Raw genomic sequence first — 25,591 nt, 5'->3', positions numbered from 1 at the left:
TCCATGGCGATTCGCGTGCAGGCCACGCCGTTCGATCCGGGTGCTGAAGTCAACGCGATGCACGCGGCCAATGTCGGCGTCGGCGCAGTGGTGAGTTTTGTCGGCTACGTGCGCGACTTCAATGATGGCCTGGATGTGGCGGGGATGTTCCTCGAACACTATCCGGGCATGACCGAAAAAGCCCTCGGCAAGATCGCCATCGAAGCCGAACAGCGCTGGCCGCTGCTGAAGCTGGAAGTGCTGCATCGCATCGGCGCGCTGGAACCGGGCGAACCCATCGTGTTTGTCGGCGCCGCCAGCGCCCATCGTCAGGCCGCATTCGATGCCTGCGCCTTCGTCATGGACTACCTGAAAACCCGCGCGCCGTTCTGGAAGAAAGAAAACACCAGCGACGGGCCGCGTTGGGTTGAAGGGCGCGACAGTGATCATGCTGCCGCCGATCGCTGGAAGAAATAAACCCTGAGTCGCCCTCTAGTCAGCCATCGCGAGCAAGCTCACTCCTACAATTGGAATGCGTTCCCCCTGTAGGAGTGAGCCTGCTCGCGATGACGTCATCTGCAACACCAAAAACCTCTGTCTTTGCCTGATTGACTGCCTATACATATAAGTCCAATATGGATTTATAAGTACAAAAAAGTGTCTCCCTCCGTTTCAGCTCTTTCTTGCCAAACCAACAACAACCCGCGAGAGAACGAACATGAAGAAACTCCCCCTCATCACCGGTCTTGCCCTCAGCCTGTTGGCCTCCGCCAGTGTGTTCGCCGCCGAACAAACCCTGCGCATCGGCATCGAAGCCGCTTACCCGCCGTTCGCCTCGAAAACCGACAAAGGCGAAATCGTCGGTTTCGACTACGACATCGGCAATGCCCTGTGTGCGCAGATGAAGGTCAAGTGCGTGTGGGTCGAAGGTGAGTTCGACGGTCTGATTCCTTCGTTGAAAGTGAAGAAGATCGACATGGCCCTGTCGTCGATGACCATCAACGAAGACCGCAAGAAGTCGGTGGATTTCAGCCACAAGTACTACTTCACCTCGTCGCGGCTGGTGATGAAAGAAGGCGCCAGCGTTGACGATCAATACGCCAGCCTAAAGGGCAAGAACGTCGGCGTGCAGCGCGCGACCACCACTGATCGTTATGCCACGGAGGTGTTCGAACCGAAGGGCATCAACGTCAAGCGCTACAGCAACAACGAAGAGATCTACATGGATTTGGCGGCAGGGCGGCTGGATGCGATTTTTGCCGACACCATTCCGCTGAATGACTTTCTGTCGATGCCGCGTGGCAAGGGTTATGCGTTTGTCGGGCCTGAGTTGAAGGATCCGAAGTACGTGGGCGAGGGCGCGGGGATTGCGGTGCGCAAGGGCAATGCCGAACTGGTCAGCCAGTTGAATGGCGCCATTGATGGCATTCGCGCGAGTGGCGAGTATCAGAAGATTTCCGAGAAGTATTTCAAGTCCGACATCTACGGCGACTGATAGTCCGCTATCGCGAGCAGGCTCACTCCTACATTTGGAATGCGTTCCCCCTGTAGGAGTGAGCCTGCTCGCGATGGCGTCAGAGAAATCACCGCAAATCTCTAGCCCTTCAATTCCTTCAAATGCTTGTACACCGTCGCCCGCCCCATATTCAGCACATTGGCCACATAGTTCGAGGCGCTCTTGCCCTTGAACGCGCCTTCCGCGTGCAGCGCCAGCACCAATTCACGCTTGTGATCGCGGGTCAGCACATTCAGGCTCAACTGCCGCTCGCGCAGCCAGGCGTGCAGGAAGGTGTTGATGCGCTCCTGCCAGTCATCGCGAAACAGTGAGTCCGGTTGCGGGATCAGTTTGCTCGGCGACAGAAACAGGTCCAGCGCAGCCTTGGCGTTCTCGAACAGCGAAATATTCAGATTGATGCACAGCACCGCCAGCGGCATGCCTTCACTGTCGCGCAGGACGCTGCTCAGGCTGCGAATCTTCTGGCCGTCCCAATTGAGCTTTTCGTACGGACCGATATTGCGGTCGCTGACATCCTCGCTGAGCATGTCTTCCAGTGACGAGTCGTCGCCGATCTCACGTTTGGACAGGTTATTGGCGATGTAGTCGACCTTCTGCGTGCGCAGGTCGTGCAGCACCACTTCGGCGTGCGGAAAGAACAGCGTGGCGATGGCATCGGCGATGGCACGGAAGTTATCCAGCGCCGGGTCGAATTCAGGGGCGGTCATGACAGTGGAACTCCAGGCAGCGTCAACGCCCCCTTGATCAGGAGGCGTTGCGAGTGTGCCGCAATCCGTTGGGCGCGTCATCCGGGTGGACGATCAGGCGAGGCGGGCAGGCGAGAGCATGGCGCTGCTCAGGCCGAAGTTGCGCAAGTGCTCGGGCAGTGGCTCGCCGCGCACCAACGCCGCGCTGGCCTTGCCCATCGCTGGCGAAGTCTGGATGCCGTAGCCACCTTGCGCGGCGACCCAGAACAATCCCGGCACTTGCGAATCGAAACCGCTGAGCAGATCACCGTCGGCGACGAAACTGCGCAGCCCGGCCCAGGTGCGAGTCGGGCGGCGGATGGTCAGCGTGGTGGCTTCTTCGATCTGGTAAATGCCCATGGCGATATCCAGTTCTTCCGGCTGCACGTCGTGGGGTTCGACCGGGTCGGCGTTGGCCGGCGAGCCGAGAAACATGCCGGCGTCTGGCTTCATATAGAAGGATTCGTCGAGGCTGACCAGCATCGGCCAATGATGAATATCGACACCTTCGGGGCCGGCGAAGATGAACGCGGCGCGGCGTTTTGGTTGCAGGCCCAGCGGCTTGGCACCCGCCAGTGAACCGATCTTGTCGGCCCAGGCGCCGGCGGCGTTGATGATCACCGGCGCGCTGAAGGTCTCACCGTTGGTCTGCACATGCCAAAGGCCAGCGGTGTCACGGCTGAGGCCAAGCACTTCGCAATCAGTGCGCACTTCGCCATTGTTGCGACGAATGCCGCGCAGGTAGCCCTGATGCAAGGCGTCGGTGTCGATGTCGCTGGCGCTTGGATCGTAGATCGCGCCATGGACTTTTTCCCGGCGCAGGATCGGCAGGCGTGCGCAGGCTTCGTCGGCGCTGAGCAATTGCATCTCAGGCACGGTGGCTTTGGCGCTGAGGTATTGGTTGTTCAGTTCGGCGGGGTCGCCGGTGAAATCGACGGTCATTTCGCCGCGCGGGGTCAGCAGCGGGTGTTCGCAGAAACCGGCCGGCGGATGATCGAAAAACTCGCGGCTGGCTTGGGTCAGTGCACGTACCTGCGGTGTGCCATAGGCTGCAGTGAACAGCGCGGCGGAGCGCCCGGTGGAGTGATAGGCCGGGTGGGATTCGCGTTCGAGCACGATCACTTTGCCGTGCGGCGACAACCAGAAACCGCTGGAAGCGCCGGCAATCCCGCCGCCGATGATGATGAAATCTGCCTGGCTCATGAGGTTCTCCAGTGGGTACGCAATATCCAATAGTTCGCTATCCCCTGTAGGAGTGAGCCTGCTCGCGATAGCGGTGTATCAGGCAACAATAATGCTCAATGTAAGACCGCTATCGCGAGCAGGCTCACTCCTACAGGGATATGTGGTGTTAGTGGGTTAAGAGATAAATCGCATTGGCGAGGGCTATGTCTTCCAGTCCCAGGCCAATAGAACGGAAAAACACGTGACGGTCGTAATCCGGGCGCTGGACTTTCTCGCTGAGCAAGTCGGCGAGGTCACCAACAATCGAATCCTGGCTCCAGCCATGCTGTTCACTGGCAATCAACATCTCACCCGCCGACCCCGGCGTGGTCAGACGATAGTCGCAGAACACCTGCATGTCGTTGAGGCTCTGCGGCGGCACTTCGTGGGCGCGTGGGGCGTTGGTGCTGATCGAGGTGATCAGGGCCGGTTTGCTCAAGGTGTCGGGATCGATCACCGGCCCGGCTGACGAAGTGCAGAGCAAGATCACGTCAGCCTCGGCGAGGGCGGCTTCACGGCTGTCAGCGATCGTCAGCGCAGGCGTGATGGCTTTCAACAGTGCCTGGGTTTGCGCGTCGGCGGACAGACTTGGCGAATACAGGCTGATGCTCTGCCAATCACGCAGCGATCTCACATAGTGCAAATGCGCCTGGGCAACCTTGCCGCTGCCGATGATCGCCAGTCGCGTGGCATTCAGCGGCGCGAGGGCGTCGACCGCCACGGCGGTGGTCGCAGCGGTGCGCGCGGTGGTCAGCTCACCGGCATCGCAGAGCAGCAGCGGCTGACCGGTTTTCATCGACATCAACAAAGTCCATGCCGTGACCAACGGGCCTTGCTCGCGAACGATGTACGGCGAGGTCTTCACACCGTACACGCCGTCCTCTGCCAGCACCCCCAGATAATTGATGAAGTCGCCGGCACCCTGCGGGAATTCCACCAGTTGCTGCGCCGGCTGCACGGCGTGTCCGGCAGCGAGATCGCGGAACAGCTTGCGCAGGATCTGCGGCACATCGATGCGCGCCAGCAACTCGCGGGCCTGATGCTGGTCGATCACGTAGGGCGTACTGGACATATCAGGCTCCGAAAACGAAAAATAAACTTATTTGTCCATTATGGACTTTTAGTTTTCTCTCGCAAGCACCTGATCAAACACCAGACGAAAAAAAAGCGCAGTCCGTTGCCGGCTGCGCTTTTCTTTTAAGCGTCGCTTACTGCGGACGCTTGCGCTCAACCGCACGCAACAGATGCGTCGGCGGCGTTTCGCAGCTGATCTTGCGACCAAGCTTCTCTTCGATGGACGGCAACTGGTAGGAGTCGTCCTCACCGGCGAAGCTGATCGACACGCCATCGGCGCCAGCACGACCGGTACGGCCGATGCGGTGCACGTAGTCGTCCGGGACTTCCGGAAGAGTGAAGTTGATCACGTGGCTGATGCCGTCGATGTGAATGCCGCGACCGGCGACATCGGTGGCGACGAGCACGCGAATCTTGCCTTCGCGGAAACCTTCGAGGGTCTTGATGCGTTTGTGCTGTGGCACGTCGCCGGACAACTGCGCAGCATTCACACCGTCGCGCACCAGACGCTCTTCGATACGGCGCACTTCGTCCTTGCGGTTGGCGAAGACCATCACCCGCTCCCAGCCATTATCGTTGACCAGGTTGTAGAGCAGTTTGTACTTGTCGGCACCGGCCACCGCATAGATGTGTTGCTCGACGTTTTCGCTGGCGACGTTGGTGACTTCGATTTCGACGATGGACGGATCGGTCGTCCATTGCTTGGCCAGGTTCATCACGTCTTCGGTGAAGGTCGCGGAGAACAGCAGAGTCTGGCGCTCGGACTTCGGTGGCGTCTGGCGAATGATCTGCCGCACTTGCGGGATGAAGCCCATGTCGAGCATGCGGTCGGCTTCGTCCAGCACCATCACTTCGACCATGTCCAGGTGCACGTCGCCACGCTGGTTGAAGTCGAGCAGACGGCCCGGAGTTGCCACAAGAATGTCGCAGTGGCGCGCTTCGAGGTGCTTGAGCTGCTTGTCGAAGTCCATGCCACCCACAAACGTCATGACGTTGAGGCCGGTGTATTTGGTCAGGTCGGCGGCGTCCTTGGCGATCTGCACCACCAGCTCACGGGTCGGCGCGATGATCAGCGCACGGGGTTCGCCCATGTAGCGTTCTTTCGGCGGCGGCGTTTGCAGCAGTTGGGTGATGATCGAGATCAGGAACGCGGCAGTCTTGCCAGTACCGGTCTGCGCGCGGCCAATGGCGTCTTTGCCGGCGAGGGTGAAGCCCAGCACCTGCGCCTGGATCGGCGTGCAATACGGAAAGCCCAGATCCTGAATGGCGTGCATCAGTTCTGGCGACAGCTTGAAATCGTGGAAGCGGGTTTTGCCTTCCTGTGGCTCGACGACGAAATCTTCGAGTTTCCATGGAATCACCGGTGCCTTGGGCTTCGGTTCGCGACGCGGTCTGGCCGGTTTCGGCTCTTCATTGCGCGCAGGCTCGGCGGCGATTGGCGCGGCCGGAGCGGGTTGCGGGTCTTGCTTCGGTGCTGCTACGGCAGCGGGGCGGTCGGCCTGGGGCGCATCGTTGCGATGACCGGGGGCGTGCGACGGCGCACTGGGAACTGGCGCGAGCTGCTCAGCCTCGCTTTTACCGAACATCTTCTTGAGTGCTTCGAGCACGGTCATCTCATCAATTGGTTAAGGAATGTACGCCGGCCAGTGTAATGCAAGAAACGGGCGCGGCGTAGTGTGATGATCAAAGGGCAGGCATTGCTGGCGTGATCAGCGCAGACGTTCGCTCAACCAAACGCCGATGTCGCGAATTTCCTCGGGTAACACTTCGTGCTCCATTGGGTATTCCTGCCATGTCACGGTGACACCATGCTTCACCAAATGCTCATAGGCACTGCGCCCCATCGAGTTCTGCACCACGCCATCGAACTGGCCGTGCAGGCATATCGCGGGAATCCGCTGCTGACTGGCTGAAAGCTCCATCTCATCGCTGAAGGTCGGCGCATACGTCGACAACGCCAGCACACCGCCCAACGGCCCCTGCCATTTCACAAAAGCGGTGTGCAACACCACAGCGCCACCCTGGGAAAAACCGGCGAGGAAAATCCGCGAGGCGTCTATTCCGCTGGCGCGCTCGTTTTCGATCAATTGAATGATGCGATCCGCCGACGCTTCCAACTGCTCACGGTCAATCGCCCGCGCCGGGCTCATGGCTTTGATGTCGTACCAGCTCGGCATGGCATATCCGCCATTTATCGTCACTGCAAGTGTGGGCGCCTGCGGCAGGACGAAGCGCGTGCTCAGCAGGCTTTCCTGCAACGCCTCGGCGACCGGCAGGAAGTCGTAGCGGTCGGCGCCGAGGCCGTGCAGCCAGATCACGCAGGCGTCTGCGGGCTTAACAGGCTGAAGAATCAAGGGCTCGGTCATGTCTGCTCCAAAAATGTGCGGGCGCTCTCATTAAGTGCGTGATTCGAGTGCGCGCCCGGTTGATCCGTTAAGAAGATGTCGCAAGGTTACAAGTTTTGCTATTGACCTGTCGCCGAATCGATTCCGCAGCAGGTGTGGTACGGGCTTTGCTATGGCTTGAACCGTGCAACCGATCTTGCGTGGGCGGTAACACTATCAGTGTACGACCCGCGACGGGATTGCAAAGAATCCGGTGATGGATGTTCGCCAATGGCCGCTACGGGCTTAGCGAACGTGAAAGGGCTACAGCCCGTTCGGCCGATTGGTGAGAAGTGAGTTGTCCATGATGTGGATTTTCTCCTACTAGACTCATAGCGAAGGTCTTACGTCGGTTGACCCCAAAAAAAGCCAACACGGGTCAACAACGCCTCAAAAGGGTGCGACTGGACTCAAGCTCCGACACAACAAGAGCAAAACTGGAGGTTTGAATGAAGATGTTGAAATCCACCCTGGCCATCGTGACTGCAGCAACAGTACTCGGTGTCAGCGGGTTCGCTCAGGCGGGTGCAACCCTGGATGCAGTGCAGAAGAAAGGTTTCGTGCAGTGTGGCGTGAGCGACGGTCTGCCGGGCTTCTCGGTACCGGACGCGACCGGCAAGATCCTCGGGATCGACGCTGACGTCTGCCGCGCTGTGGCCGCTGCCGTATTCGGCGACGCGACCAAGGTCAAGTTCAGTCAGTTGAACGCCAAGGAGCGCTTCACCGCGCTGCAATCGGGCGAGATCGACATTCTGTCGCGCAACACCACCATGACCAGTTCGCGTGACGCGGGCATGGGCCTGAAATTCCCGGGCTTCATTACCTACTACGACGGCATCGGCTTCCTGGTGAACAACAAGCTGGGCGTGAAGAGTGCCAAAGAGCTGGACGGTGCAACCATCTGCATCCAGGCCGGTACCACCACCGAGCTGAACGTTTCCGACTACTTCCGCGGCAACGGTCTGAAATACACCCCGATCACTTTCGACACCTCCGATGAAAGCGCCAAGTCGCTGGAATCCGGTCGTTGCGACGTGCTGACCTCCGACAAGTCCCAGCTGTTCGCCCAGCGCTCCAAGCTGGCCTCGCCGAAGGACTACGTGGTTCTGCCGGAAACCATTTCCAAAGAACCGCTGGGCCCGGTCGTACGTAACGGCGACGACGAGTGGCTGGCCATCGTGCGTTGGGTTGGCTACGCGCTGCTCAACACCGAAGAAGCCGGCATCACGTCGAAGAACGTCGAAGCTGAAGCCAAGTCGACGAAGAACCCGGACGTTGCCCGTATGCTCGGCGCTGACGGCGAGTACGGCAAAGACCTGAAACTGCCGAAAGACTGGGTTGTGCAGATCGTCAAACAAGTCGGCAACTACGGCGAAATCTTCGAGAAAAACCTCGGCAAGGGTACTCCGCTGGAAATCGACCGCGGCTTGAACGCCCTGTGGAACAACGGCGGCATTCAGTACGCACCACCAGTGCGCTAATGGTTCTATCGCCCGGCGGGCCAACCGCCGGGTGATGTTCTTGTTCCATTTTTTCCGGGGCACTTCATGCAAAATTCAATCGGCGCACCAAAGCAGAGGCTCAGCCTCAGCGATCCACGAGTGCGTGCGTGGCTATTCCAGATCATCACCGTTGTGGCGGTGGTCTCGCTGGGCTGGTACCTGTTCGACAACACGCAAACCAACCTTCAGCACCGGGGCATTACCTCCGGTTTCGGCTTTCTGGAGCGCAGTGCCGGATTCGGCATCGCTCAACACCTGATCGACTACACCGAAGCGGACAGCTATGCCCGCGTCTTTGTCATCGGTCTGCTCAACACCCTGCTGGTGACTGTGATAGGCGTGGTTCTGGCGACGATCCTCGGTTTCATCATCGGTGTAGCGCGGCTGTCGCAGAACTGGATCATCAGCAAACTGGCGACGGTGTATGTGGAAGTGTTCCGCAACATTCCGCCGCTGCTGCAAATCCTGTTCTGGTACTTCGCGGTATTCCTGACCATGCCGGGGCCGCGCAACAGCCACAACTTCGGCGACACTTTCTTCGTCAGCAGCCGTGGCCTGAACATGCCGGCCGCGCTGGCGGCTGATGGTTTCTGGGCGTTCGTGATCAGCATCGTGGTGGCCATCGTCGGCATCGTGCTGATGACGCGCTGGGCCAACAAGCGCTTTGAAGAAACCGGCGTGCCGTTCCACAAGTTCTGGGTCGGCCTGGCGATTTTGCTGGTGATCCCGGCGTTGTGCGCACTGATCTTTGGAGCCCCGTTGCACTGGGAAATGCCCAAGCTGCAAGGCTTCAACTTTGTTGGTGGCTGGGTGCTGATCCCGGAACTGCTCGCTTTGACCCTGGCCCTGACCGTGTACACCGCGGCGTTCATCGCCGAGATCGTGCGTTCCGGGATCAAGTCGGTCAGCCACGGCCAGACCGAAGCGGCGCGTTCGCTCGGCCTGCGCAACGGCCCGACCCTGCGCAAGGTGATCATTCCGCAAGCCCTGCGCGTGATCATTCCGCCGCTGACCAGCCAATACCTCAACCTGGCGAAAAACTCTTCGCTGGCCGCCGGTATCGGTTATCCGGAAATGGTGTCGCTGTTCGCCGGCACGGTGCTTAACCAGACCGGTCAAGCGATCGAGGTGATTGCCATCACCATGAGCGTGTACCTGGCGATCAGTATCAGCATTTCCCTGCTGATGAACTGGTACAACAAGCGCATTGCGCTGATCGAGCGGTAAGGAAAAGCGCATGAGTACTCATACTTTCAAACCTGACATGCCCCCACCGAACAGCAGCATCGGCGTGGTGGCGTGGATGCGCGCGAACATGTTCTCCAGCTGGCTCAACACCCTGCTGACGCTGTTTGCGTTCTACCTGATTTATCTCGTGGTGCCACCGATCCTCAGCTGGGCGATTGTCGATGCCAACTGGGTCGGCACCACCCGCGCCGACTGCACCAAGGAGGGCGCCTGCTGGGTGTTCATTCAGCAGCGTTTCGGCCAGTTCATGTACGGCTACTACCCGACGGAGTTGCGCTGGCGCGTCGACCTGACCGTGTGGCTGGCGGTGATCGGCGCGGCGCCATTGTTCATCTCGCGTGTGCCGCGTAAAGCGATCTACGGGCTGAGCTTCCTGGTGCTGTACCCGATCATTGCCTTCACCCTGTTGCACGGCGGTTTCGGTCTGACTCCGGTGGCAACCAGCCAGTGGGGCGGCCTGATGCTGACCCTGGTGATCGCCACTGTCGGTATCGCGGGAGCTTTGCCACTGGGGATCGTGCTGGCGCTGGGTCGTCGTTCGAACATGCCAGCGATTCGGGTGGTCTGCGTGACCTTCATCGAGTTCTGGCGAGGCGTGCCGTTGATCACGGTGCTGTTCATGTCCTCGGTGATGCTGCCGCTGTTCCTGCCCGAAGGCATGAACTTCGACAAGCTGCTGCGGGCGCTGATCGGCGTGATCCTGTTCCAGTCGGCCTATGTGGCCGAAGTGGTGCGCGGTGGTCTGCAAGCGATCCCCAAAGGTCAGTACGAAGCGGCTGCAGCGATGGGCCTCGGATACTGGCGTTCGATGGGCCTGGTGATTTTGCCGCAAGCCCTGAAGCTGGTCATTCCCGGCATCGTCAACACCTTCATTGCGCTGTTCAAGGACACCAGTCTGGTGATCATCATCGGCCTCTTTGACCTGCTCAACAGCGTCAAACAAGCCGCTGCCGATCCGAAATGGCTGGGCATGGCCACCGAAGGCTACGTGTTCGCCGCCCTGGTGTTCTGGATTTTCTGTTTTGGTATGTCGCGCTATTCCATGCATCTGGAACGCAAGCTCGACACTGGCCACAAGCGTTAGGAGTTCTGTAAATGAGTGAAGCAATCAAAAAGCCTGTAGGTCCTGAAGGCATTATTCAGATGCAGGGCGTCAACAAGTGGTACGGCCAGTTCCACGTGCTCAAAGACATCAACCTCAATGTCAAACAGGGCGAGCGTATCGTCCTGTGCGGCCCGTCGGGGTCGGGTAAGTCGACGACGATTCGTTGCCTCAATCGTCTGGAAGAGCACCAGCAGGGCCGCATCGTCGTCGACGGCGTGGAACTGACCAACGACCTCAAGCAGATCGAAGCGATCCGCCGCGAAGTCGGCATGGTGTTCCAGCACTTCAACCTGTTCCCGCACCTGACCATTTTGCAGAACTGCACCCTGGCGCCAATGTGGGTGCGCAAGATGCCCAAGCGCAAGGCCGAGGAAATCGCCATGCATTACCTGGAACGCGTACGCATTCCGGAGCAGGCGCATAAATTCCCGGGGCAACTGTCCGGTGGTCAGCAACAGCGTGTGGCGATCGCCCGCGCCCTGTGCATGAAGCCGAAAATCATGCTGTTCGATGAACCGACTTCAGCGCTCGATCCGGAGATGGTGAAGGAAGTACTCGACACCATGATCGGTCTGGCTGAAGACGGCATGACCATGCTCTGCGTGACCCACGAGATGGGCTTTGCCCGTACCGTGGCCAACCGTGTGATCTTCATGGACAAGGGTGAGATCGTTGAACAGGCGGCGCCGAATGACTTCTTCGATAATCCGCAGAATGAGCGGACGAAGTTGTTCTTGAGTCAGATTTTGCACTGATGGTTTGTGTGTAAATCAAACCCGGCCTTGTGCCGGGTTTGTTTTTTGTGGTTCAGGAAACGGTGAGGGTTTCGTGTTCCTTGTGTACGGTGTGCGTGAAACCTCGCAGGTCTGCGCCTTCAGCCAAGGTCTGGATATCGACGAGCATGTAGGGATGACGATCCAATAGACGCATCAGCAGCACCAATGCTTTGGGTGGAAGTAACTCGCCGCGTTCGTAGCGAGAGAATGCGTTATGCCCGCCACCAGAGAGCAGTTGCACCGTCTCTTTCTGCGTCAGGTGCAATTTGCGTCGAATACGTTTCATCTCGGCGCCGATCATTTGTCTGCCAGCGAGAACCAGCTCGTCACCGGCATCACAATAACGCTCAGCACTATCGGTGTCGAAATCCCATTCCACTTCACCGCACTTCTGGCACTCCCAACCAGATAGATCGTCTACTCGGCGCTCCATGCCTTTGACACTCAGGGTTTCTCCGCGACCCTGGAAATGCCTCATTCCCTCACGTGCACCGCAGCTGACACATTGCTGGGTTTTCATGGGTTTTTCTCCTTGAAGGAGATTACCGGTGGGCTGCCGCCGGGGCGGTAGGTCACCTTGATGTAAATCTCCTGATCTCGTGAATTGATGTGATACACGTCTTGCCAGATTCGATGATCGTCATAAGTAGTCATCGATTTGTACAACATCCTGGTTTGTAGCTCGAAAACGATCTCTAGCATTTCGCTGAGGTTGAAGCCGAGCTTCTCAGCTGATTTGACCGAAGCTTTGGTGAAAGCTTTTTGACCTAACCGCCTCACCTCAGCCTTGATCACCGCCAGCTCATAATGGGGTGTGTTCTTTTCCATAAGAAACCAAAACCCTGTCCCTGAAATTACCCTTAAAGGGTAATTTTCACCAATCGAAAATACCGCTTCATGTGTCTCCGATTGACCCTAGGTGGTTGCCGTCCTACACGGGTCTGACTAACATGTCAGAAAATTCATCCTATGATTGGATGAAAGGGCGAATCCTATGTCAGACATTTCTCCACTCGTTAAGCGATCCCTGGTCGATCAGGCCTTGGATCAACTCCGTCAGCGCATCAACAGCGGTGCCTGGCAGGTTGGCGAGCGTTTGCCGACCGAACCCGAGCTGTGCGCCGAGCTGGGCATCAGCCGCAACACCGTGCGCGAAGCCATGCGCGTGCTGGCGTTTTCAGGGCTGATCGAGATTCGTCAGGGCGATGGCAGTTATCTGCGCGCAGTGGTCGATCCGATGGATACCCTGAAAGCGCTGTCGCAATGCTCGCTGGAACAGGCACGGGAAACCCGCCACATCCTCGAAGTCGAGGCCATCGGCCTGGCGGCGTTACGTCGTACCGAAGAAGACCTCGTCGCATTGCGTGAGGCGCTCGGCACCAGCGGCAGCCACTACCACGGCGATCTCGACACCTACATCGCCTGCGATCTGGTGTTCCACCGTCGCTTGGTCGACGCCGCGCACAACCCGACCCTCAGCGAGTTGTATCGCTATTTCTCCAGCATCGTCGGCGCGCAGTTGCGCCAGACCCTGAACATCGTCCCGCGCCGTCAGGAAGTGTTCGATCTGCACATCGAGTTGCTCGATGCGGTCGAGCAACGCGACCCGGAACGGGCCAAAGCCTTGTCGAGGCAGTTGATCAATGAACCTTGAAACCGAGAAATCCATGTCCCGCAACGAGATATCCACAACCCCCAAGCGCACGGCAGAACTTGAAGAACTGCTGATCGACGCCGAGGCCGATGACGAACAAGTGCAACAAAGCCATCCGCTGGTGCGCCGGCCGTGGTTGTTGCTGCTGGGTCTGATTCTGGTGGCGCTGAATTTGCGCCCGGCGCTGTCGAGCATGGCGCCGCTGCTCAGTGACGTGTCGAAAAGCCTCGGATTATCGGCAGCTCAGGCCGGTTTGCTGACCACGTTGCCGGTGCTCTGCCTCGGTTTGTTTGCACCCTTGGCGCCTATTCTGGCGCGACGTTTTGGCGCTGAGCGGGTGGTGCTGGGGATTCTGCTGACGCTCGCTGGCGGGATTATCCTGCGCAGCAACTTCGGTGAGATCGGCCTGTTCGCCGGCAGCGTATTGGGCGGCGCCAGCATCGGCATCATCGGTGTTCTGTTGCCGGGCATCGTCAAACGCGACTTCGCCAAACACGCCGGCACCATGACCGGCGTCTACACCATGGCGTTGTGTCTGGGCGCGGCGATGGCGGCCGGTTCCAGCGTGCCGTTGAGTGAGCATTTTGGTGGCAGCTGGGCGATGGGCCTGGGTTTCTGGGTGATTCCGGCGCTGGTTGCTGCGGTGTTCTGGCTGCCGCAAGTCGGGCAAAAGCATGGCGCGCACAACGTCGCCTATCGCGTGCGCGGTCTGCTGCGTGATCCGCTGGCCTGGCAGGTGACCTTGTACATGGGCCTGCAATCGTCGCTGGCCTACATCGTCTTCGGCTGGTTGCCGTCGATCCTGATCGGTCGTGGACTGACACCAACCCAGGCCGGTCTGGTGTTGTCCGGTTCGGTGATCATTCAACTTGCCAGTTCTCTGGCCGCGCCGTGGCTGGCGACGCGTGGCAAGGATCAGCGTCTGGCGATTGTGGTGGTGATGGCGCTGACCCTTGGCGGTCTGTTCGGCTGCCTGTACGCGCCGATCGAAGGCCTGTGGGGCTGGGCGATTCTACTGGGGCTGGGGCAGGGTGGTACGTTCAGTCTGGCGCTGACGTTGATCGTGCTGCGTTCGCGCGATTCCCATGTCGCGGCGAACCTGTCGAGCATGTCTCAGGGCTTCGGCTATACGCTGGCGTCGATGGGGCCGTTCGCCGTCGGCGTGGTGCATGACTGGACCGGCGGCTGGAATGCCGTGGGCTGGATCTTCGGCATCATTGGCACCGGCGCAATCATCGCCGGCCTCGGCGCCGGGCGTGCGCTGTACGTGCAAGTGCAAAGCGAAAAAATCTGACGCGGTTCAAACTGTAGGAGTGAGCCTGCTCGCGATAGCTTTATACCAGTCAACGTTGCGCTGACTGACACACCGCTATCGCGAGCAGGCTCACTCCTACATGGGTTTTGTGTACAGCAGGTATTCGGTTTGCGAATGCCGATAGTGTTTCTGCGCATTGCAGATTATCGTGCTGGCAATCTGTACCTATTTTGGAGATTGCCCATGAGCGAAGCCCACGCCGCGTTGATCACCCGCTTTTACCAGGCCTTCCAGCGCCTCGACGCCGAAGCCATGGCCGCCTGCTACACCGATGACGTAGTGTTCAGCGATCCGGCCTTCGGTGAACTGCACGGGCGCGATGCTGGCGACATGTGGCGCATGCTCACCACTCGGGCCAAGGATTTCTCGCTGACCTTCGACAACGTCCGCGCCGATGAGCGCAGCGGCGGCGCACATTGGGTCGCGACCTACCTGTTCAGCCAGACCGGCAACATCGTCATCAACGATATCCAGGCCCGTTTCGTCTTCCGTGACGGCAAGATCTGCGAGCACCACGACCACTTCGACCTGTGGCGCTGGTCGCGTCAGGCCCTGGGTTTCAAAGGCCTGCTGCTCGGCTGGACACCGTTGGTGCGCAACGCCGTGCGCGCCCAGGCGCTGAAGGGACTGAAGGCATTTCAGGCCGGTCGCTGATAAGATCGCCGCCTGTTTTCCTACGCGTTCAGATCCCGAAGTGACCAGCCTTAGCGAAAAATCCGTCGACGCTGCCGAACCAGTGAGCAAGTCCTGGTTCGTCTACCTCGTTCGCGCCGCCAATGGCTCGTTGTATTGCGGGGTCAGCGATGATCCAGTGCGTCGCTTCGCCAAGCATCAAAGCGGCAAAGGCGCGCGGTTCTTTCTCTCCAGCCCGGCGATGGCGCTGGTCTACACCGAGCTGTGCCGCGATAAAAGCGATGCGTTGCGCCAGGAACGGTTAATCAAAAAACTCAGGAAGAGCGCGAAGGAGTGTCTGGTCGCGTCTTATCAATCTGACTGATTGGTTCCCATCAGGCAGATCTGTAGGCTGCTAAGCAAATGCACGCTAAGCTGCTGGCTCACTATCTGAGCGGCGGAGCCGAGCATGTCCGAGTTGATTCTCCACCATTACCCGACCTCTCCATTTGCCGAGAAGGCCCGTCTGCTGCTGGGCTTCAAAGGCTTGTCGTGGCGCTCGGTGCACATCTCGCCGGTGATGCCGAAACCGGATCTGACCGCCCTGACCGGTGGCTATCGCAAGACCCCGGTGTTGCAGATTGGCGCTGATATCTATTGCGACACTTCGCTGATCGCCCGTCGTCTGGAGCAGGAAAAAGCCTTGCCGGCGTTCTTTCCTGAGGGTCAGGAATTCACCGCTGCCAGTTTTGCCACGTGGGCTGACTCGGTGGTGTTTCAACATGCGGTGAGTCTGGTGTTTCAGCCGGAATCGGTGGCGGTGCGCTTCGCCAAGTTGCCGCCGGAAGCGATCAAGGCTTTTATCGCCGACCGCGCCGGTCTGTTCAGTGGTGGCAGCGCCACGCGTTTGTCTGCCGAACAAGCCAAGCATCAGTGGCCGACGATCATGGCTCGCCTTGAGCAGCAGTTACAGCGCGAGCAGGGCGACTTCCTGTTCGGCGAGCCGTCGATTGCCGACTTCGCGCTGGCGCATCCGCTGTGGTTCCTCAAGGCTACGCATGTCACGGCTCCACTGGTGGATGATTATCCGGCTGTTGCGGCCTGGTTGGGACGAGTGCTGGGCTTTGGCCATGGCGCAGCCAGTGCGATGACGTCGGAAGAGGCGCTTGAGGTTGCACGCAACGCGACACCGGCGGCATTGCCTGGCGAGCAGTTTGTAGATCCGAACGGCTTCAAGGCCGGGCAGCAGGTGGCGATCTCGGCGACGGATTACGGGGTTGATCCGGTGGTGGGGGAGTTGCTGTTTGCCGGTCGCGAAGAGTTGATCATTCGTCGTGAAGATGAGCGTGGCGGTGTGGTGCATGTGCACTTCCCGCGTTTCGGCTTCCGTATCGAAGCACGCTGATCTCTCAAGTCTGATGCAAAACTTTGTAGGAGTGAGCCTGCTCGCGATAGCGGTGTGTCAATCGGCGGATTTATCGACTGACACACCGCTATCGCGAGCAGGCTCACTCCTACAGGTTATTTCAGGGCGGCGAGGATTTCGTCCGCGTCAAACCCGCGAATCAATGTGCCGTTAACGTCGATCAGCGGAATCCCGCGTCCACCCAATGCCTCATAGGCCTTGCGCGCCTCGGCGTCCTTCTCGATATCGAACTCCTTGAACGGAATCCCCTTGCTGTCGAGAAAACGTTTGGTCTGCTTGCAGTAGCCGCACCAGTCGGTGGCGTAGAGTACGACGTTGGCCTGCGCGCGCGTCTGCTCGGCAACCATCTGCGACGGATTGAACACCCGCTCGATCTTGCCCCAGTTCTGATAGACCACGACCACCAGCAGAACCAGCGCAACCTTCTTCAGCACATTGCCAAGCATCAGTTACGGCGCTTCAGCTGATCGGTGAGCGACGTTGGCAGGCCTTTGATCACCAGGGTGCCAGCCTCTTCGTCGTATTCGATCTTCGAACCCAGCAGGTGCGCTTCAAAGCTGATCGACAGGCCTTCGGCGCGGCCGGTGAAGCGGCGGAATTGATTCAGGGTGCGTTTGTCCGCCGGAATCTCTGGCGACAGGCCGTAATCCTTGTTGCGGATGTGATCGTAGAAGGCTTTCGGGCGCTCCTCGTCGATCAGCTCGGACAACTCTTCCAGACCCATCGGTTCGCCGAGTTTGGCCTGGCTGCTGGCGTAATCGACCAGGGTTTTGGTCTTCTCGCGAGCGGACTCTTCGGGCAGGTCTTCGCTCTCGACGAAGTCACTGAACGCCTTGAGCAGCGTGCGCGTCTCGCCCGGGCCGTCGACGCCTTCCTGGCAGCCGATGAAGTCGCGGAAGTATTCCGAGACTTTTTTGCCGTTCTTGCCCTTGATGAACGAGATGTACTGTTTGGACTGCTTGTTGTTCTGCCACTCGGAGACGTTGATGCGCGCCGCCAGGTGCAACTGGCCGAGGTCGAGGTGGCGCGACGGGGTCACGTCCAGCTCATCGGTCACTGCCACGCCTTCGCTGTGGTGCAGCAGGGCGATTGCCAGGTAATCGGTCATGCCTTGCTGATAGTGGGCGAACAGCACGTGGCCGCCGACCGACAGGTTCGACTCTTCCATCAATTTTTGCAGGTGCTCGACCGCGACTTTGCTGAACGCGGTGAAGTCCTTGCCGCCTTCCATGTATTCCTTCAGCCAGCCGCTGAACGGGAACGCACCCGATTCCGGATGAAACAGGCCCCAGGCTTTGCCCTGTTTGGCGTTATAGCTCTCGTTGAGGTCGGCGAGCATGTTTTCGATGGCTGCAGACTCGGCCAGTTCCGTGTCACGGGCGTGCAGAACTGCGGGCGTGCCGTCGGGTTTTTTGTCGATCAGGTGGACGATGCAATGACGGATCGGCATGGGCTTCTCGGCTGTTGGATGGGAGGAGGGCAGGCTCCCCCGAAAAAGTGCCAAGTGTACCGCAACCACTGGTTTTGGCGCGGGTTGTAGGGCGAAACCGGGGCGCACGACCGGCCTTATGCAGTTTTTTACCGATTTAGAGCAATAAAGCTGACCAAATGGGTAGCTAGAGGCGGATATTTCCCCGTCTCTGTGCTAGTTTTGCCCGGTCTTACGCGAAGTCACTGCGTTAAGCGTGCAATCAGCATTTGTCAGGTCGAACCAAACCCTGATTTCGGTATCTATAACCCGACTCGTCGTGGTTATCGCCGAGGGTGCCAGATCCAGAAGATCGGGCTCGATGGCTGACACTGCACTCTGCAATCCATATGAATTTGATAGGGAAGGAACACTACATGGCTCTTACTAAAGACCAACTGATCGCCGACATCGCTGAAGCTATCGACGCGCCGAAAACCACCGCGCGTAACGCTCTGGACCAATTGGGCCAAATCGTTGCCGATCAGCTGGAAAACGGCGGCGAAATCACCTTGCCAGGTATCGGCAAGCTGAAAGTGACCGAGCGTCCTGCCCGCACTGGCCGTAACCCTTCGACTGGCGCTGCCATCGAAATCCCTGCTAAGAAAGTGATCAAGCTGGTTGTGGCCAAAGGCCTGACCGACGCTGTGAACAAGTAAGACGCAGTAATAAAAAACCGTGCACCGGAGCGATCCGGGCACGGTTTTTTTTGTGTCTGCGATTTGGTGGCTGAATCGCAGGGCCAATGTGGGAGCGAGCCTGCTCGCGAATGCGGTGGATCAGTCGATATTGAAGCTAACTGACACGCCGCCTTCGCGAGCAGGCTCGCTCCCACAGGGGATCTTCGGTGTCTTAGCGTACCCAGCGCTCGCGGCGCCAGATCTGCTGCTCGGACTTGGTCTGGAAAGTCCAGGCCACAAAGCGGCTCTGCTTCTGGCCCTGAGACATCTCGACGACCTGGCTTTCCAGCACGCCGGCTTTTTTCAGCGCGGTTTCGATGGCTGGCAGGTTCGAAGCTTTCGACACTAATGTGCTGAACCACAGCACTTTATGCTGGAAATTCGCGCTCTCGGCGATCAGTTGCGTCACGAAGCGCGCTTCACCGCCCTCGCACCACAGCTCTGCCGACTGGCCACCGAAGTTCAGCACCGGCAGTTTGCGTTTCGGGTCGGCCTTGCCCAGTGCGCGCCATTTGCGCTCGCTACCCTTGGTCGCCTCATCCATCGAAGCGTGGAACGGCGGGTTGCACATGGTCAGGTCAAAGCGCTCGCCCGGCTCCAGCAGACCGATCAGGATGTGCTTGCGGTTTTCCTGCTGACGCAGCTGGATAACCTTGTTCAGATCGTTGGACTGGACGATGGCGCGGGCGGCAGCCACGGCGGTCGGGTCGATCTCCGAACCGAGGAAGTGCCAGCGGTATTCACTGTTACCGATCAGCGGATACACGCAGTTGGCACCCATGCCGATGTCCAGCACGTTGACGATCGCGCCGCGCGGCACCTTGCCGTCGTTCATGCTCGCCAGCAAATCGGCGAGGAAGTGCACGTAATCGGCACGGCCCGGAACCGGTGGGCAGAGGTAGTCTGCCGGGATGTCCCAATGCTGGATGCCATAAAACGACTTGAGCAGCGCCCGGTTGAACACGCGCACCGCATCGGGGCTGGCGAAGTCGATGCTTTCCTTGCCGTACGGGTTGGTGATCACGAACTTCGCCAGTTCCGGCGTGGTCTTGATCAGCGCCGGGAAGTCGTAACGACCCTGATGGCGATTGCGCGGGTGCAGGCTGGCCTTTTCACGCGGCTCGACGGTCTTGGTCGGGGTCGCGGAGTCAGGCTTCTTGCGCGCAGGTTTGGGTGTGCGGGGGGCGTTCATGGGCGTGGTCGATTCGGGTATGGCTGAAAGTGGCGGGTATTGTCCCACATCTCAAGGCAACACCGGTCAAACTGTGGGAGCGAGCCTGCTCACGAAGGCGGTTTCACATCCGGCAGATTTGTCGACTGACCCACCGCTTTCGCGAGCAGGCTCGCTCCCACAGGGGATTCGTGGTGATCAGGAATAAAAAAGGGAGACCACCTGGGCCTCCCTTTTCACTGCGATTTGCCGTTACAGGCTGGCAATCCGCGCATGCTGCTCGGCCAGTTTGCCCAGGGCTTGTTCAGCCTCGGCCAGTTTGGCGCGCTCCTTCTCGATGACTTCGGCCGGGGCCTTGTCGACGAAACCGGCGTTGGACAGTTTGCCGCCAACGCGCTGGACTTCGCCCTGCAGACGCAGGATTTCCTTGTCCAGACGCGCGAGCTCAGCGCCCTTGTCGATCAGACCGGCCATCGGCACCAGCACTTCCATCTCGCCAACCAGAGCGGTGGCGGACAGCGGTGCTTCTTCACCAGCCTGTAGAACGGTGATCGATTCCAGACGCGCCAGCTTCTTCAGCAGCGCTTCGTTCTCGGTCAGGCGGCGCTGGTCTTCAGCGCTGACGTTCTTCAGGTAGATCGGCAGCGGCTTGCCCGGGCCGATGTTCATTTCGCCACGGATGTTACGCGTGCCGAGCATCAGTTCCTTGAGCCATTCGATGTCGTCTTCGGCGGCCGGATCGATGCGCTCTTCGTTGGCCACTGGCCAAGCTTGCAGCATGATCGTCTTGCCCTGGATACCGGCCAGCGGCGCGATGCGCTGCCAGATTTCTTCAGTGATGAACGGCATGAACGGATGCGCCAGACGCAATGCCACTTCCAGTACGCGAACCAGCGTACGGCGAGTGCCGCGCTGACGCTCAACCGGCGCGTTCTCGTCCCACAGCACAGGCTTGGACAGTTCCAGGTACCAGTCGCAGTACTGGTTCCAGATGAACTCGTACAGCGCTTGTGCCGCCAGGTCGAAACGGAACTGATCGAGTTGACGGGTCACTTCGGCTTCGGTGCGTTGCAGTTGCGAGATGATCCAGCGATCCGCCAGCGACAGCTCGTAGGCTTCGCCGTTCTGGCCGCAGTCTTCGCCCTTGTCCAGAACGTAACGCGCAGCGTTCCAGATCTTGTTGCAGAAGTTGCGATAGCCTTCGACGCGGCCCATGTCGAACTTGATATCGCGACCGGTCGACGCCAGCGAGCAGAAGGTGAAGCGCAGGGCGTCGGTGCCGTAGCTGGCAATGCCGTCAGCGAATTCGTCGCGGGTCTGCTTCTCGATCTTCTTCGCCAGTTTCGGCTGCATCAGGCCGGAGGTGCGTTTCTGCACCAGTTCTTCCAGTTCGATACCGTCGATGATGTCCAGCGGGTCAAGGACGTTGCCCTTGGACTTGGACATCTTCTGGCCCTGGCCATCACGCACCAGACCGTGCACATACACGGTCTTGAACGGTACCTGCGGCGTGCCGTCTTCGTTCTTGATCAGGTGCATGGTCAGCATGATCATCCGGGCAACCCAGAAGAAAATGATGTCGAAGCCCGTCACCAGCACGTCGGTGGAGTGGAATTTCTTCAGGAATTCGGTCTGCTCAGGCCAGCCGAGAGTGGAGAACGTCCACAGGCCGGAACTGAACCAGGTATCGAGTACGTCGTTGTCCTGTTGCAGTGCGACGTCCGGGCCGAGGTTGTGCTTGGCACGCACTTCGGCTTCGTCGCGACCGACGTAGACCTTGCCCGACTCGTCGTACCAGGCCGGAATCCGGTGGCCCCACCACAGCTGACGGCTGATGCACCAGTCCTGGATGTCGCGCATCCACGAGAAGTACATGTTTTCGTACTGCTTCGGCACGAACTGGATACGACCGTCTTCAACCGCGGCAATCGCAGGCTCGGCCAAAGGCTTGGTCGACACGTACCACTGGTCGGTCAGCCACGGCTCGATGATGGTGCCGGAGCGGTCGCCTTTCGGTACTTTCAGGCCGTGGTCGTTGACACTGACCAGCAGGCCGGCGGCATCGAACGCAGCAACGATCTGCTTGCGCGCTTCGAAACGCTCAAGACCGGCGTATTCAGCCGGAATCGCGCCATCGATGCTGTCGTTCAGCGTACCGTCGAGGTTGAACACCTGGGCTGCCGGCAGCACGTTGGCGTTCTTGTCGAAGATGTTCAGCAGCGGCAGGTTGTGGCGCTTGCCGACTTCGTAGTCGTTGAAATCGTGGGCCGGGGTGATTTTCACGCAACCGGTGCCGAATTCAGGATCGCAGTAATCGTCGGCGATGATCGGGATCCGGCGGCCAACCAGCGGCAGCTCGACAAACTTGCCGATCAGGGATTTGTAGCGCTCATCGTTCGGGTTCACCGCGACGGCGGAGTCGCCGAGCATGGTTTCCGGACGGGTGGTCGCGACGATCAGGAAGTCGTTGCCTTCAGCGGTTTTCGCGCCGTCGGCCAGCGGGTACTTCAGGTTCCACAGGAAACCCTTCTCGTCGTGGTTTTCCACTTCGAGGTCGGAAATCGCCGTGTGCAGTTTGGTGTCCCAGTTGACCAGACGCTTGCCGCGATAGATCAGACCGTCTTCGTGCAGGCGCACGAAGGCTTCTTTGACCGCTTCCGAGAGGCCGTCGTCCATGGTGAAGCGCTCGCGGCTCCAGTCAACGGACGAGCCGAGACGGCGGATCTGACGGCTGATGTTGCCGCCGGACTGATCCTTCCATTCCCAGACTTTCTCGAGGAATTTTTCGCGGCCCAGATCATGGCGATTCTGGCCCTGGGCTTCGAGTTGACGCTCCACCAGCATCTGCGTGGCGATACCGGCGTGGTCGGTGCCCGGTTGCCACAGGGTGTTGCGACCCTGCATGCGGCGGAAACGGATCAGGGCGTCCATGATCGCGTTGTTGAAACCGTGACCCATGTGCAGGCTGCCGGTGACGTTCGGCGGCGGGATCATGATGGTGTAGGAGTCGCCCGCGCCTTGCGGGGCGAAGTAGTTCTCGGACTCCCAGGTGTTGTACCAGGAAGTTTCAATGGCGTGCGGCTGGTAGGTCTTATCCATGCGCGGCGGGACCCTATTGGCATTAATTCAGGAAAAGCCGACGAGTATAGCGGGGCATGGGGCCGAGGGCGAGCGGGGCGGGCCCGGAGGGGATCTAAATGTAGGAGTGAGCCTGCTCGCGATGCTGGCGCTGCGGTTTTTCAGGAAAACCGAGGTGCTGCTATCGCCAGCAGGCTGGCTCTCACAGGGGATCGGGGGTTATTCGTACTGGCTGAGCAGCCGTTCCATGCGCGCATCGAGCCGGCGTTTGATTTCGGTTTCGATGTGCGGCGCGAAGTCGTCGATCACGTCTTGCATGATCAATTGCGCGGCGGCGCGCAGTTCACTGTCGAGGTGGAGCAGCGCATCCGGGCCCTTATTCACCGGCGCCGTTGGTTGCGCGGCGGGTGTCGGAGCTGGCGCGGGTGGTGGTTCGACAGCGGCCGGCTCGTTGCCGACCGAATCGAACAACATCGGAATCTGTTCCTGTTCGCCATCATCGACCGTGTCGGTCAACAGAGGTGGTTGCAGGTTGTCGTCGCCGAGCAACTGGCGGATCGATTCGAGATCGTCCAGCAGGTGTGCGGACTTTTGCTGCGGTTTCGGAGTGTCCATTGGAATGCTCAGAGTCGCTGTAAACGGTGATCTTGCAGAGGATAGCCCTGTTCGCGGTAGAAACGGAAACTCTCCCGCGCGGCCGCCCGAATCGTCGGATCTTCGACCACCACTTCCGCCACGCGGGCGAATTTGCTGGCGAAGGCCGGGACTTTCAGGTCGAGGTTGACCAGTAAATCCTGATGCTGACCGCAGTCCTCACCCAGGCCCAAAACGATCAAACCGTCCGGCTCACTGTCGGCAGGGCCATGCGGCACGAACGTTTCGCCCTTGAATGCCCACAGGCGCGCATCGAGATCATCACGCTGGGCGGCATCGCTGCAATGCAGGTAGATGCGGTGGCCCATGCGCCAGGCTTTCTCGGTGAGCTTGCAGGCAAAGTCCAGACGAGCCGAAGGGGCGGCGCTGGGCAGGATATAGAAGTCGACTTTGGTCATTGCGGTTCCAGAGCAGCAAGCGGCGTCACCCGAAAGTGACGCCGCCCGTCAGCGGGTTCAGGCTTTGGCGCGATCCAGCAGGTACTGGGTCAGCAGAGGCACCGGACGGCCGGTTGCGCCTTTGTCCTTGCCGCCGCTGGTCCACGCGGTGCCCGCGATGTCCAGGTGCGCCCAGTTGAGGTTCTTGGTGAAGCGCGACAGGAAACATGCAGCCGTGATGGTCCCGGCTTTCGGCCCGCCAATGTTGGCGATGTCGGCGAACGGGCTGTCCAGTTGCTCCTGGTATTCGTCGAACAGCGGCAATTGCCAGGCGCGGTCATCAGCGGCTTTACCGGCGCTGAGCAGTTGGTCGATCAGTTCGTCGTTGTTGCCCAGCAGGCCCGAGGTGTGCGCACCCAGTGCCACGACGCAGGCGCCGGTCAGGGTGGCGATGTCGATCACCGCTTGCGGCTTGAAACGCTCGGAGTAGGTCAGCGCATCGCACAGCACCAGACGGCCTTCGGCGTCGGTATTGAGGATTTCCACGGTCTGACCGCTCATGGTGGTAACGATATCGCCCGGACGCGTTGCATTGCCGCTCGGCATGTTCTCGGCGCAGGCGAGAATGCACACCAGGTTGATCGGCAGTTTCAGTTCAAGTACGGCACGCAGGGTACCGAACACGGAGGCCGCGCCGCCCATGTCGTACTTCATTTCGTCCATGCCGGCGCCTGGTTTCAGGCTGATGCCGCCGGTGTCGAAGGTGATGCCTTTACCGACCAGGGCGTACGGCTTCGCGGATTTCTTGCCGCCGTTGTATTGCATGACGATCAGGCGCGGCGGTTGCTCGCTGCCCTGGCCGACGGCGTAGAACGAGCCCATACCGAGGGATTTGATCTTCTTCTCGTCGAGGACTTCGACTTTCAGATCCTTGAACTCTTTGCCCAGATTCTTGGCTTGTTCGCCGAGGAAGGTCGGGTGGCAGATGTTCGGCGGCAGGTTACCCAGATCGCGGGTGAACGCCATGCCGTTGGCGATCGCTGTAGCGTGATTCACTGCGCGCTGCACTTCGGCTTGCGCGGCCTTGATGGTCAGCAGGGTGATTTTCTTCAGGGCGCGCGGTTCGGCTTTCTGGCTCTTGAACTGGTCGAAGGTGTATTCGCCATCCACCAGGGTTTCTGCCAGCAGACGAGTTTTGCCGTAGCTGTCGCGGTTTTTGACAATAACTTCATCCAGCGCCAGCACGGCGTCGCTGCCGCCCAGACCCTTCAGGGTGTTGAGGATGCCGGCAACGATTTTGCGGAACGGACGGTCGCCCAGTTCCTCATCCTTGCCCACACCGACCAGCAGCACGCGCTCGGCTTTCAGGTTCGGCAGGCTGTGCAGCAACAGGCTCTGGCCAACCTTGCCGGCCAGGTCGCCACGCTTGAGCACGGCGCTGATCGCGCCACCGCTCAGTTCGTCGACTTGTTTGGCGGCGACGCCGAGTTTGCGGCCTTCGCCAACAGCAACCACCAGGGTGGCGGTTTTCAACGTTTCTGGGCTAACGCTTTTTACAACCAGTTCCATGTCCGGATCCCTGAATGAATGGTCAACACGCAGGCGTTCGACGGAGGCCGCAGT

Annotated in this window: 26 protein-coding genes; 12 read left to right on the top strand and 14 right to left on the bottom strand. The window is 59.6% G+C overall.

All coding sequences use genetic code 11. From position 1 onward, the window contains the following. Positions 1 to 3 precede the first annotated feature (3 nt). Together moaE and KBP52_RS13380 are read left to right on the top strand one after the other, a co-directional pair. Positions 4 to 456 (top strand): molybdopterin synthase catalytic subunit MoaE, encoded by a 453-nt coding sequence (gene moaE / locus KBP52_RS13385; RefSeq protein WP_038357637.1) that lies wholly within the window; start codon positions 4 to 6, stop codon positions 454 to 456. 241 nt (positions 457 to 697) lie between these two features. Beyond that, positions 698 to 1,474 carry an ABC transporter substrate-binding protein gene (locus KBP52_RS13380; protein WP_095119386.1) on the top strand — a complete coding sequence of 259 codons (777 nt, stop codon included), beginning with the start codon at positions 698 to 700 and terminating at the stop codon, positions 1,472 to 1,474. A gap of 101 nt (positions 1,475 to 1,575) precedes the next feature. Here KBP52_RS13380 and KBP52_RS13375 read toward each other — a convergent pair whose 3' ends face one another. The 5 genes from KBP52_RS13375 to KBP52_RS13355 all read right to left on the bottom strand — a co-directional run bounded on the left by KBP52_RS13375 (position 1,576) and on the right by KBP52_RS13355 (position 6,884). Further along, positions 1,576 to 2,202, bottom strand: coding sequence for a PAS domain-containing protein (locus KBP52_RS13375; RefSeq protein ID WP_077571221.1), 627 nt, complete (start codon positions 2,200 to 2,202; stop codon positions 1,576 to 1,578). A gap of 93 nt (positions 2,203 to 2,295) precedes the next feature. Continuing rightward, positions 2,296 to 3,423, bottom strand: a complete 1,128-nt coding sequence (locus tag KBP52_RS13370) for an FAD-dependent oxidoreductase (protein ID WP_212622924.1) — start codon at positions 3,421 to 3,423, stop codon at positions 2,296 to 2,298. Positions 3,424 to 3,571: 148 nt separating this feature from the next. Next, complete coding sequence (locus KBP52_RS13365; RefSeq protein WP_212622923.1) at positions 3,572 to 4,516, bottom strand: ornithine cyclodeaminase family protein; 945 nt, start codon at positions 4,514 to 4,516, stop codon at positions 3,572 to 3,574. A gap of 136 nt (positions 4,517 to 4,652) precedes the next feature. Next, the gene (gene rhlB, locus KBP52_RS13360; RefSeq protein WP_077571224.1) at positions 4,653 to 6,131 is read right to left on the bottom strand and encodes an ATP-dependent RNA helicase RhlB; all 1,479 of its coding nucleotides are present in this window, start codon (positions 6,129 to 6,131) and stop codon (positions 4,653 to 4,655) included. Positions 6,132 to 6,227: 96 nt separating this feature from the next. Beyond that, complete coding sequence (locus KBP52_RS13355; RefSeq protein WP_116029547.1) at positions 6,228 to 6,884, bottom strand: alpha/beta fold hydrolase; 657 nt, start codon at positions 6,882 to 6,884, stop codon at positions 6,228 to 6,230. A gap of 467 nt (positions 6,885 to 7,351) precedes the next feature. Between KBP52_RS13355 and KBP52_RS13350 the strand changes: the two genes are divergently transcribed. From KBP52_RS13350 to KBP52_RS13335, 4 genes are all read left to right on the top strand, one after another. After that, positions 7,352 to 8,383 (top strand): amino acid ABC transporter substrate-binding protein, encoded by a 1,032-nt coding sequence (locus KBP52_RS13350; protein ID WP_077571226.1) that lies wholly within the window; start codon positions 7,352 to 7,354, stop codon positions 8,381 to 8,383. A 66-nt stretch (positions 8,384 to 8,449) separates the two neighbouring features. Next, positions 8,450 to 9,631, top strand: coding sequence for an amino acid ABC transporter permease (locus KBP52_RS13345; RefSeq protein WP_116029548.1), 1,182 nt, complete (start codon positions 8,450 to 8,452; stop codon positions 9,629 to 9,631). 10 nt (positions 9,632 to 9,641) lie between these two features. Beyond that, entirely contained in the window at positions 9,642 to 10,736 is a 1,095-nt protein-coding gene (locus tag KBP52_RS13340; RefSeq protein ID WP_007949911.1) for an amino acid ABC transporter permease, read from the top strand. An 11-nt stretch (positions 10,737 to 10,747) separates the two neighbouring features. Then, positions 10,748 to 11,512: an amino acid ABC transporter ATP-binding protein gene (locus KBP52_RS13335; RefSeq protein WP_008080191.1), complete on the top strand. Its 765-nt coding sequence runs from the start codon at positions 10,748 to 10,750 to the stop codon at positions 11,510 to 11,512. Positions 11,513 to 11,564: 52 nt separating this feature from the next. Here KBP52_RS13335 and KBP52_RS13330 read toward each other — a convergent pair whose 3' ends face one another. Continuing rightward, positions 11,565 to 12,053, bottom strand: a complete 489-nt coding sequence (locus KBP52_RS13330; RefSeq protein WP_034154577.1) for a type II toxin-antitoxin system MqsA family antitoxin — start codon at positions 12,051 to 12,053, stop codon at positions 11,565 to 11,567. Continuing rightward, positions 12,050 to 12,361, bottom strand: a complete 312-nt coding sequence (locus KBP52_RS13325; RefSeq protein ID WP_077571229.1) for a type II toxin-antitoxin system MqsR family toxin — start codon at positions 12,359 to 12,361, stop codon at positions 12,050 to 12,052. The genes KBP52_RS13330 and KBP52_RS13325 overlap by 4 nt, the downstream gene beginning before the upstream one ends. Positions 12,362 to 12,527: 166 nt before the next feature. Here KBP52_RS13325 and KBP52_RS13320 point away from each other — a divergent pair, with 166 nt between their 5' ends. From KBP52_RS13320 to KBP52_RS13300, 5 genes are all read left to right on the top strand, one after another. Beyond that, positions 12,528 to 13,187 carry a FadR/GntR family transcriptional regulator gene (locus tag KBP52_RS13320; protein WP_116029550.1) on the top strand — a complete coding sequence of 220 codons (660 nt, stop codon included), beginning with the start codon at positions 12,528 to 12,530 and terminating at the stop codon, positions 13,185 to 13,187. Further along, positions 13,177 to 14,481 (top strand): CynX/NimT family MFS transporter, encoded by a 1,305-nt coding sequence (locus KBP52_RS13315; protein WP_077571231.1) that lies wholly within the window; start codon positions 13,177 to 13,179, stop codon positions 14,479 to 14,481. The genes KBP52_RS13320 and KBP52_RS13315 overlap by 11 nt, the downstream gene beginning before the upstream one ends. A gap of 204 nt (positions 14,482 to 14,685) precedes the next feature. Then, positions 14,686 to 15,156 (top strand): nuclear transport factor 2 family protein, encoded by a 471-nt coding sequence (locus KBP52_RS13310; protein ID WP_212622922.1) that lies wholly within the window; start codon positions 14,686 to 14,688, stop codon positions 15,154 to 15,156. Between the two features lie 40 nt (positions 15,157 to 15,196). Next, entirely contained in the window at positions 15,197 to 15,499 is a 303-nt protein-coding gene (locus KBP52_RS13305; RefSeq protein ID WP_077571233.1) for a GIY-YIG nuclease family protein, read from the top strand. Positions 15,500 to 15,583: 84 nt separating this feature from the next. Then, on the top strand, positions 15,584 to 16,519 hold the full coding sequence (locus KBP52_RS13300) for a glutathione S-transferase family protein (RefSeq protein ID WP_123595002.1): 936 nt from the start codon (positions 15,584 to 15,586) through the stop codon (positions 16,517 to 16,519). A gap of 116 nt (positions 16,520 to 16,635) precedes the next feature. Here the strand turns inward: KBP52_RS13300 and KBP52_RS13295 are convergent, their stop codons facing one another. Further along, positions 16,636 to 16,986, bottom strand: a complete 351-nt coding sequence (locus tag KBP52_RS13295) for a glutaredoxin family protein (RefSeq protein WP_212622921.1) — start codon at positions 16,984 to 16,986, stop codon at positions 16,636 to 16,638. Further along, entirely contained in the window at positions 16,986 to 17,990 is a 1,005-nt protein-coding gene (gene yejK / locus KBP52_RS13290; protein ID WP_007909053.1) for a nucleoid-associated protein YejK, read from the bottom strand. The genes KBP52_RS13295 and yejK overlap by 1 nt, the downstream gene beginning before the upstream one ends. Positions 17,991 to 18,385: 395 nt before the next feature. Between yejK and KBP52_RS13285 the strand changes: the two genes are divergently transcribed. Continuing rightward, positions 18,386 to 18,667, top strand: a complete 282-nt coding sequence (locus tag KBP52_RS13285) for an HU family DNA-binding protein (RefSeq protein WP_003221909.1) — start codon at positions 18,386 to 18,388, stop codon at positions 18,665 to 18,667. Positions 18,668 to 18,860: 193 nt separating this feature from the next. Here KBP52_RS13285 and rlmF read toward each other — a convergent pair whose 3' ends face one another. From rlmF to KBP52_RS13260, 5 genes are all read right to left on the bottom strand, one after another. Then, a complete protein-coding gene (gene rlmF, locus KBP52_RS13280; protein ID WP_077571235.1) occupies positions 18,861 to 19,880 on the bottom strand; it encodes a 23S rRNA (adenine(1618)-N(6))-methyltransferase RlmF in 1,020 nt (339 codons plus the stop codon). A gap of 231 nt (positions 19,881 to 20,111) precedes the next feature. Further along, positions 20,112 to 22,958, bottom strand: coding sequence for a valine--tRNA ligase (locus KBP52_RS13275; protein WP_212622920.1), 2,847 nt, complete (start codon positions 22,956 to 22,958; stop codon positions 20,112 to 20,114). A 198-nt stretch (positions 22,959 to 23,156) separates the two neighbouring features. Next, complete coding sequence (locus KBP52_RS13270; RefSeq protein ID WP_212622919.1) at positions 23,157 to 23,552, bottom strand: DNA polymerase III subunit chi; 396 nt, start codon at positions 23,550 to 23,552, stop codon at positions 23,157 to 23,159. Positions 23,553 to 23,560: 8 nt separating this feature from the next. Further along, positions 23,561 to 23,989: a DNA polymerase III subunit chi gene (locus tag KBP52_RS13265; RefSeq protein ID WP_212622918.1), complete on the bottom strand. Its 429-nt coding sequence runs from the start codon at positions 23,987 to 23,989 to the stop codon at positions 23,561 to 23,563. Positions 23,990 to 24,046: 57 nt separating this feature from the next. Beyond that, positions 24,047 to 25,537 (bottom strand): leucyl aminopeptidase, encoded by a 1,491-nt coding sequence (locus KBP52_RS13260; RefSeq protein ID WP_212622917.1) that lies wholly within the window; start codon positions 25,535 to 25,537, stop codon positions 24,047 to 24,049. Positions 25,538 to 25,591: the final 54 nt, after the last annotated feature.

The sequence above is a fragment of the Pseudomonas sp. SCA2728.1_7 genome, from assembly GCF_018138145.1.
Taxonomy (GTDB): Bacteria; Pseudomonadota; Gammaproteobacteria; order Pseudomonadales; family Pseudomonadaceae; genus Aquipseudomonas; species Aquipseudomonas koreensis_A.
This window is presented reverse-complemented; position numbering and strand designations above follow the sequence as displayed.

Excerpts from the sequence above, each read along its gene's own strand:
- moaE (WP_038357637.1), top strand. The coding sequence starts at position 4 with ATGGCGATTCGCGTGCAGGCCACGCCGTTCGATCCGGGTGCTGAAGTC.
- KBP52_RS13380 (WP_095119386.1), top strand. The coding sequence starts at position 698 with ATGAAGAAACTCCCCCTCATCACCGGTCTTGCCCTCAGCCTGTTGGCC.
- KBP52_RS13375 (WP_077571221.1), bottom strand. The coding sequence starts at position 2,202 with ATGACCGCCCCTGAATTCGACCCGGCGCTGGATAACTTCCGTGCCATC.
- KBP52_RS13370 (WP_212622924.1), bottom strand. The coding sequence starts at position 3,423 with ATGAGCCAGGCAGATTTCATCATCATCGGCGGCGGGATTGCCGGCGCT.
- KBP52_RS13365 (WP_212622923.1), bottom strand. The coding sequence starts at position 4,516 with ATGTCCAGTACGCCCTACGTGATCGACCAGCATCAGGCCCGCGAGTTG.
- rhlB (WP_077571224.1), bottom strand. The coding sequence starts at position 6,131 with ATGACCGTGCTCGAAGCACTCAAGAAGATGTTCGGTAAAAGCGAGGCT.
- KBP52_RS13355 (WP_116029547.1), bottom strand. The coding sequence starts at position 6,884 with ATGACCGAGCCCTTGATTCTTCAGCCTGTTAAGCCCGCAGACGCCTGC.
- KBP52_RS13350 (WP_077571226.1), top strand. The coding sequence starts at position 7,352 with ATGAAGATGTTGAAATCCACCCTGGCCATCGTGACTGCAGCAACAGTA.
- KBP52_RS13345 (WP_116029548.1), top strand. The coding sequence starts at position 8,450 with ATGCAAAATTCAATCGGCGCACCAAAGCAGAGGCTCAGCCTCAGCGAT.
- KBP52_RS13340 (WP_007949911.1), top strand. The coding sequence starts at position 9,642 with ATGAGTACTCATACTTTCAAACCTGACATGCCCCCACCGAACAGCAGC.
- KBP52_RS13335 (WP_008080191.1), top strand. The coding sequence starts at position 10,748 with ATGAGTGAAGCAATCAAAAAGCCTGTAGGTCCTGAAGGCATTATTCAG.
- KBP52_RS13330 (WP_034154577.1), bottom strand. The coding sequence starts at position 12,053 with ATGAAAACCCAGCAATGTGTCAGCTGCGGTGCACGTGAGGGAATGAGG.
- KBP52_RS13325 (WP_077571229.1), bottom strand. The coding sequence starts at position 12,361 with ATGGAAAAGAACACACCCCATTATGAGCTGGCGGTGATCAAGGCTGAG.
- KBP52_RS13320 (WP_116029550.1), top strand. The coding sequence starts at position 12,528 with ATGTCAGACATTTCTCCACTCGTTAAGCGATCCCTGGTCGATCAGGCC.
- KBP52_RS13315 (WP_077571231.1), top strand. The coding sequence starts at position 13,177 with ATGAACCTTGAAACCGAGAAATCCATGTCCCGCAACGAGATATCCACA.
- KBP52_RS13310 (WP_212622922.1), top strand. The coding sequence starts at position 14,686 with ATGAGCGAAGCCCACGCCGCGTTGATCACCCGCTTTTACCAGGCCTTC.
- KBP52_RS13300 (WP_123595002.1), top strand. The coding sequence starts at position 15,584 with ATGTCCGAGTTGATTCTCCACCATTACCCGACCTCTCCATTTGCCGAG.
- KBP52_RS13295 (WP_212622921.1), bottom strand. The coding sequence starts at position 16,986 with ATGCTTGGCAATGTGCTGAAGAAGGTTGCGCTGGTTCTGCTGGTGGTC.
- yejK (WP_007909053.1), bottom strand. The coding sequence starts at position 17,990 with ATGCCGATCCGTCATTGCATCGTCCACCTGATCGACAAAAAACCCGAC.
- KBP52_RS13285 (WP_003221909.1), top strand. The coding sequence starts at position 18,386 with ATGGCTCTTACTAAAGACCAACTGATCGCCGACATCGCTGAAGCTATC.
- rlmF (WP_077571235.1), bottom strand. The coding sequence starts at position 19,880 with ATGAACGCCCCCCGCACACCCAAACCTGCGCGCAAGAAGCCTGACTCC.
- KBP52_RS13275 (WP_212622920.1), bottom strand. The coding sequence starts at position 22,958 with ATGGATAAGACCTACCAGCCGCACGCCATTGAAACTTCCTGGTACAAC.
- KBP52_RS13270 (WP_212622919.1), bottom strand. The coding sequence starts at position 23,552 with ATGGACACTCCGAAACCGCAGCAAAAGTCCGCACACCTGCTGGACGAT.
- KBP52_RS13265 (WP_212622918.1), bottom strand. The coding sequence starts at position 23,989 with ATGACCAAAGTCGACTTCTATATCCTGCCCAGCGCCGCCCCTTCGGCT.
- KBP52_RS13260 (WP_212622917.1), bottom strand. The coding sequence starts at position 25,537 with ATGGAACTGGTTGTAAAAAGCGTTAGCCCAGAAACGTTGAAAACCGCC.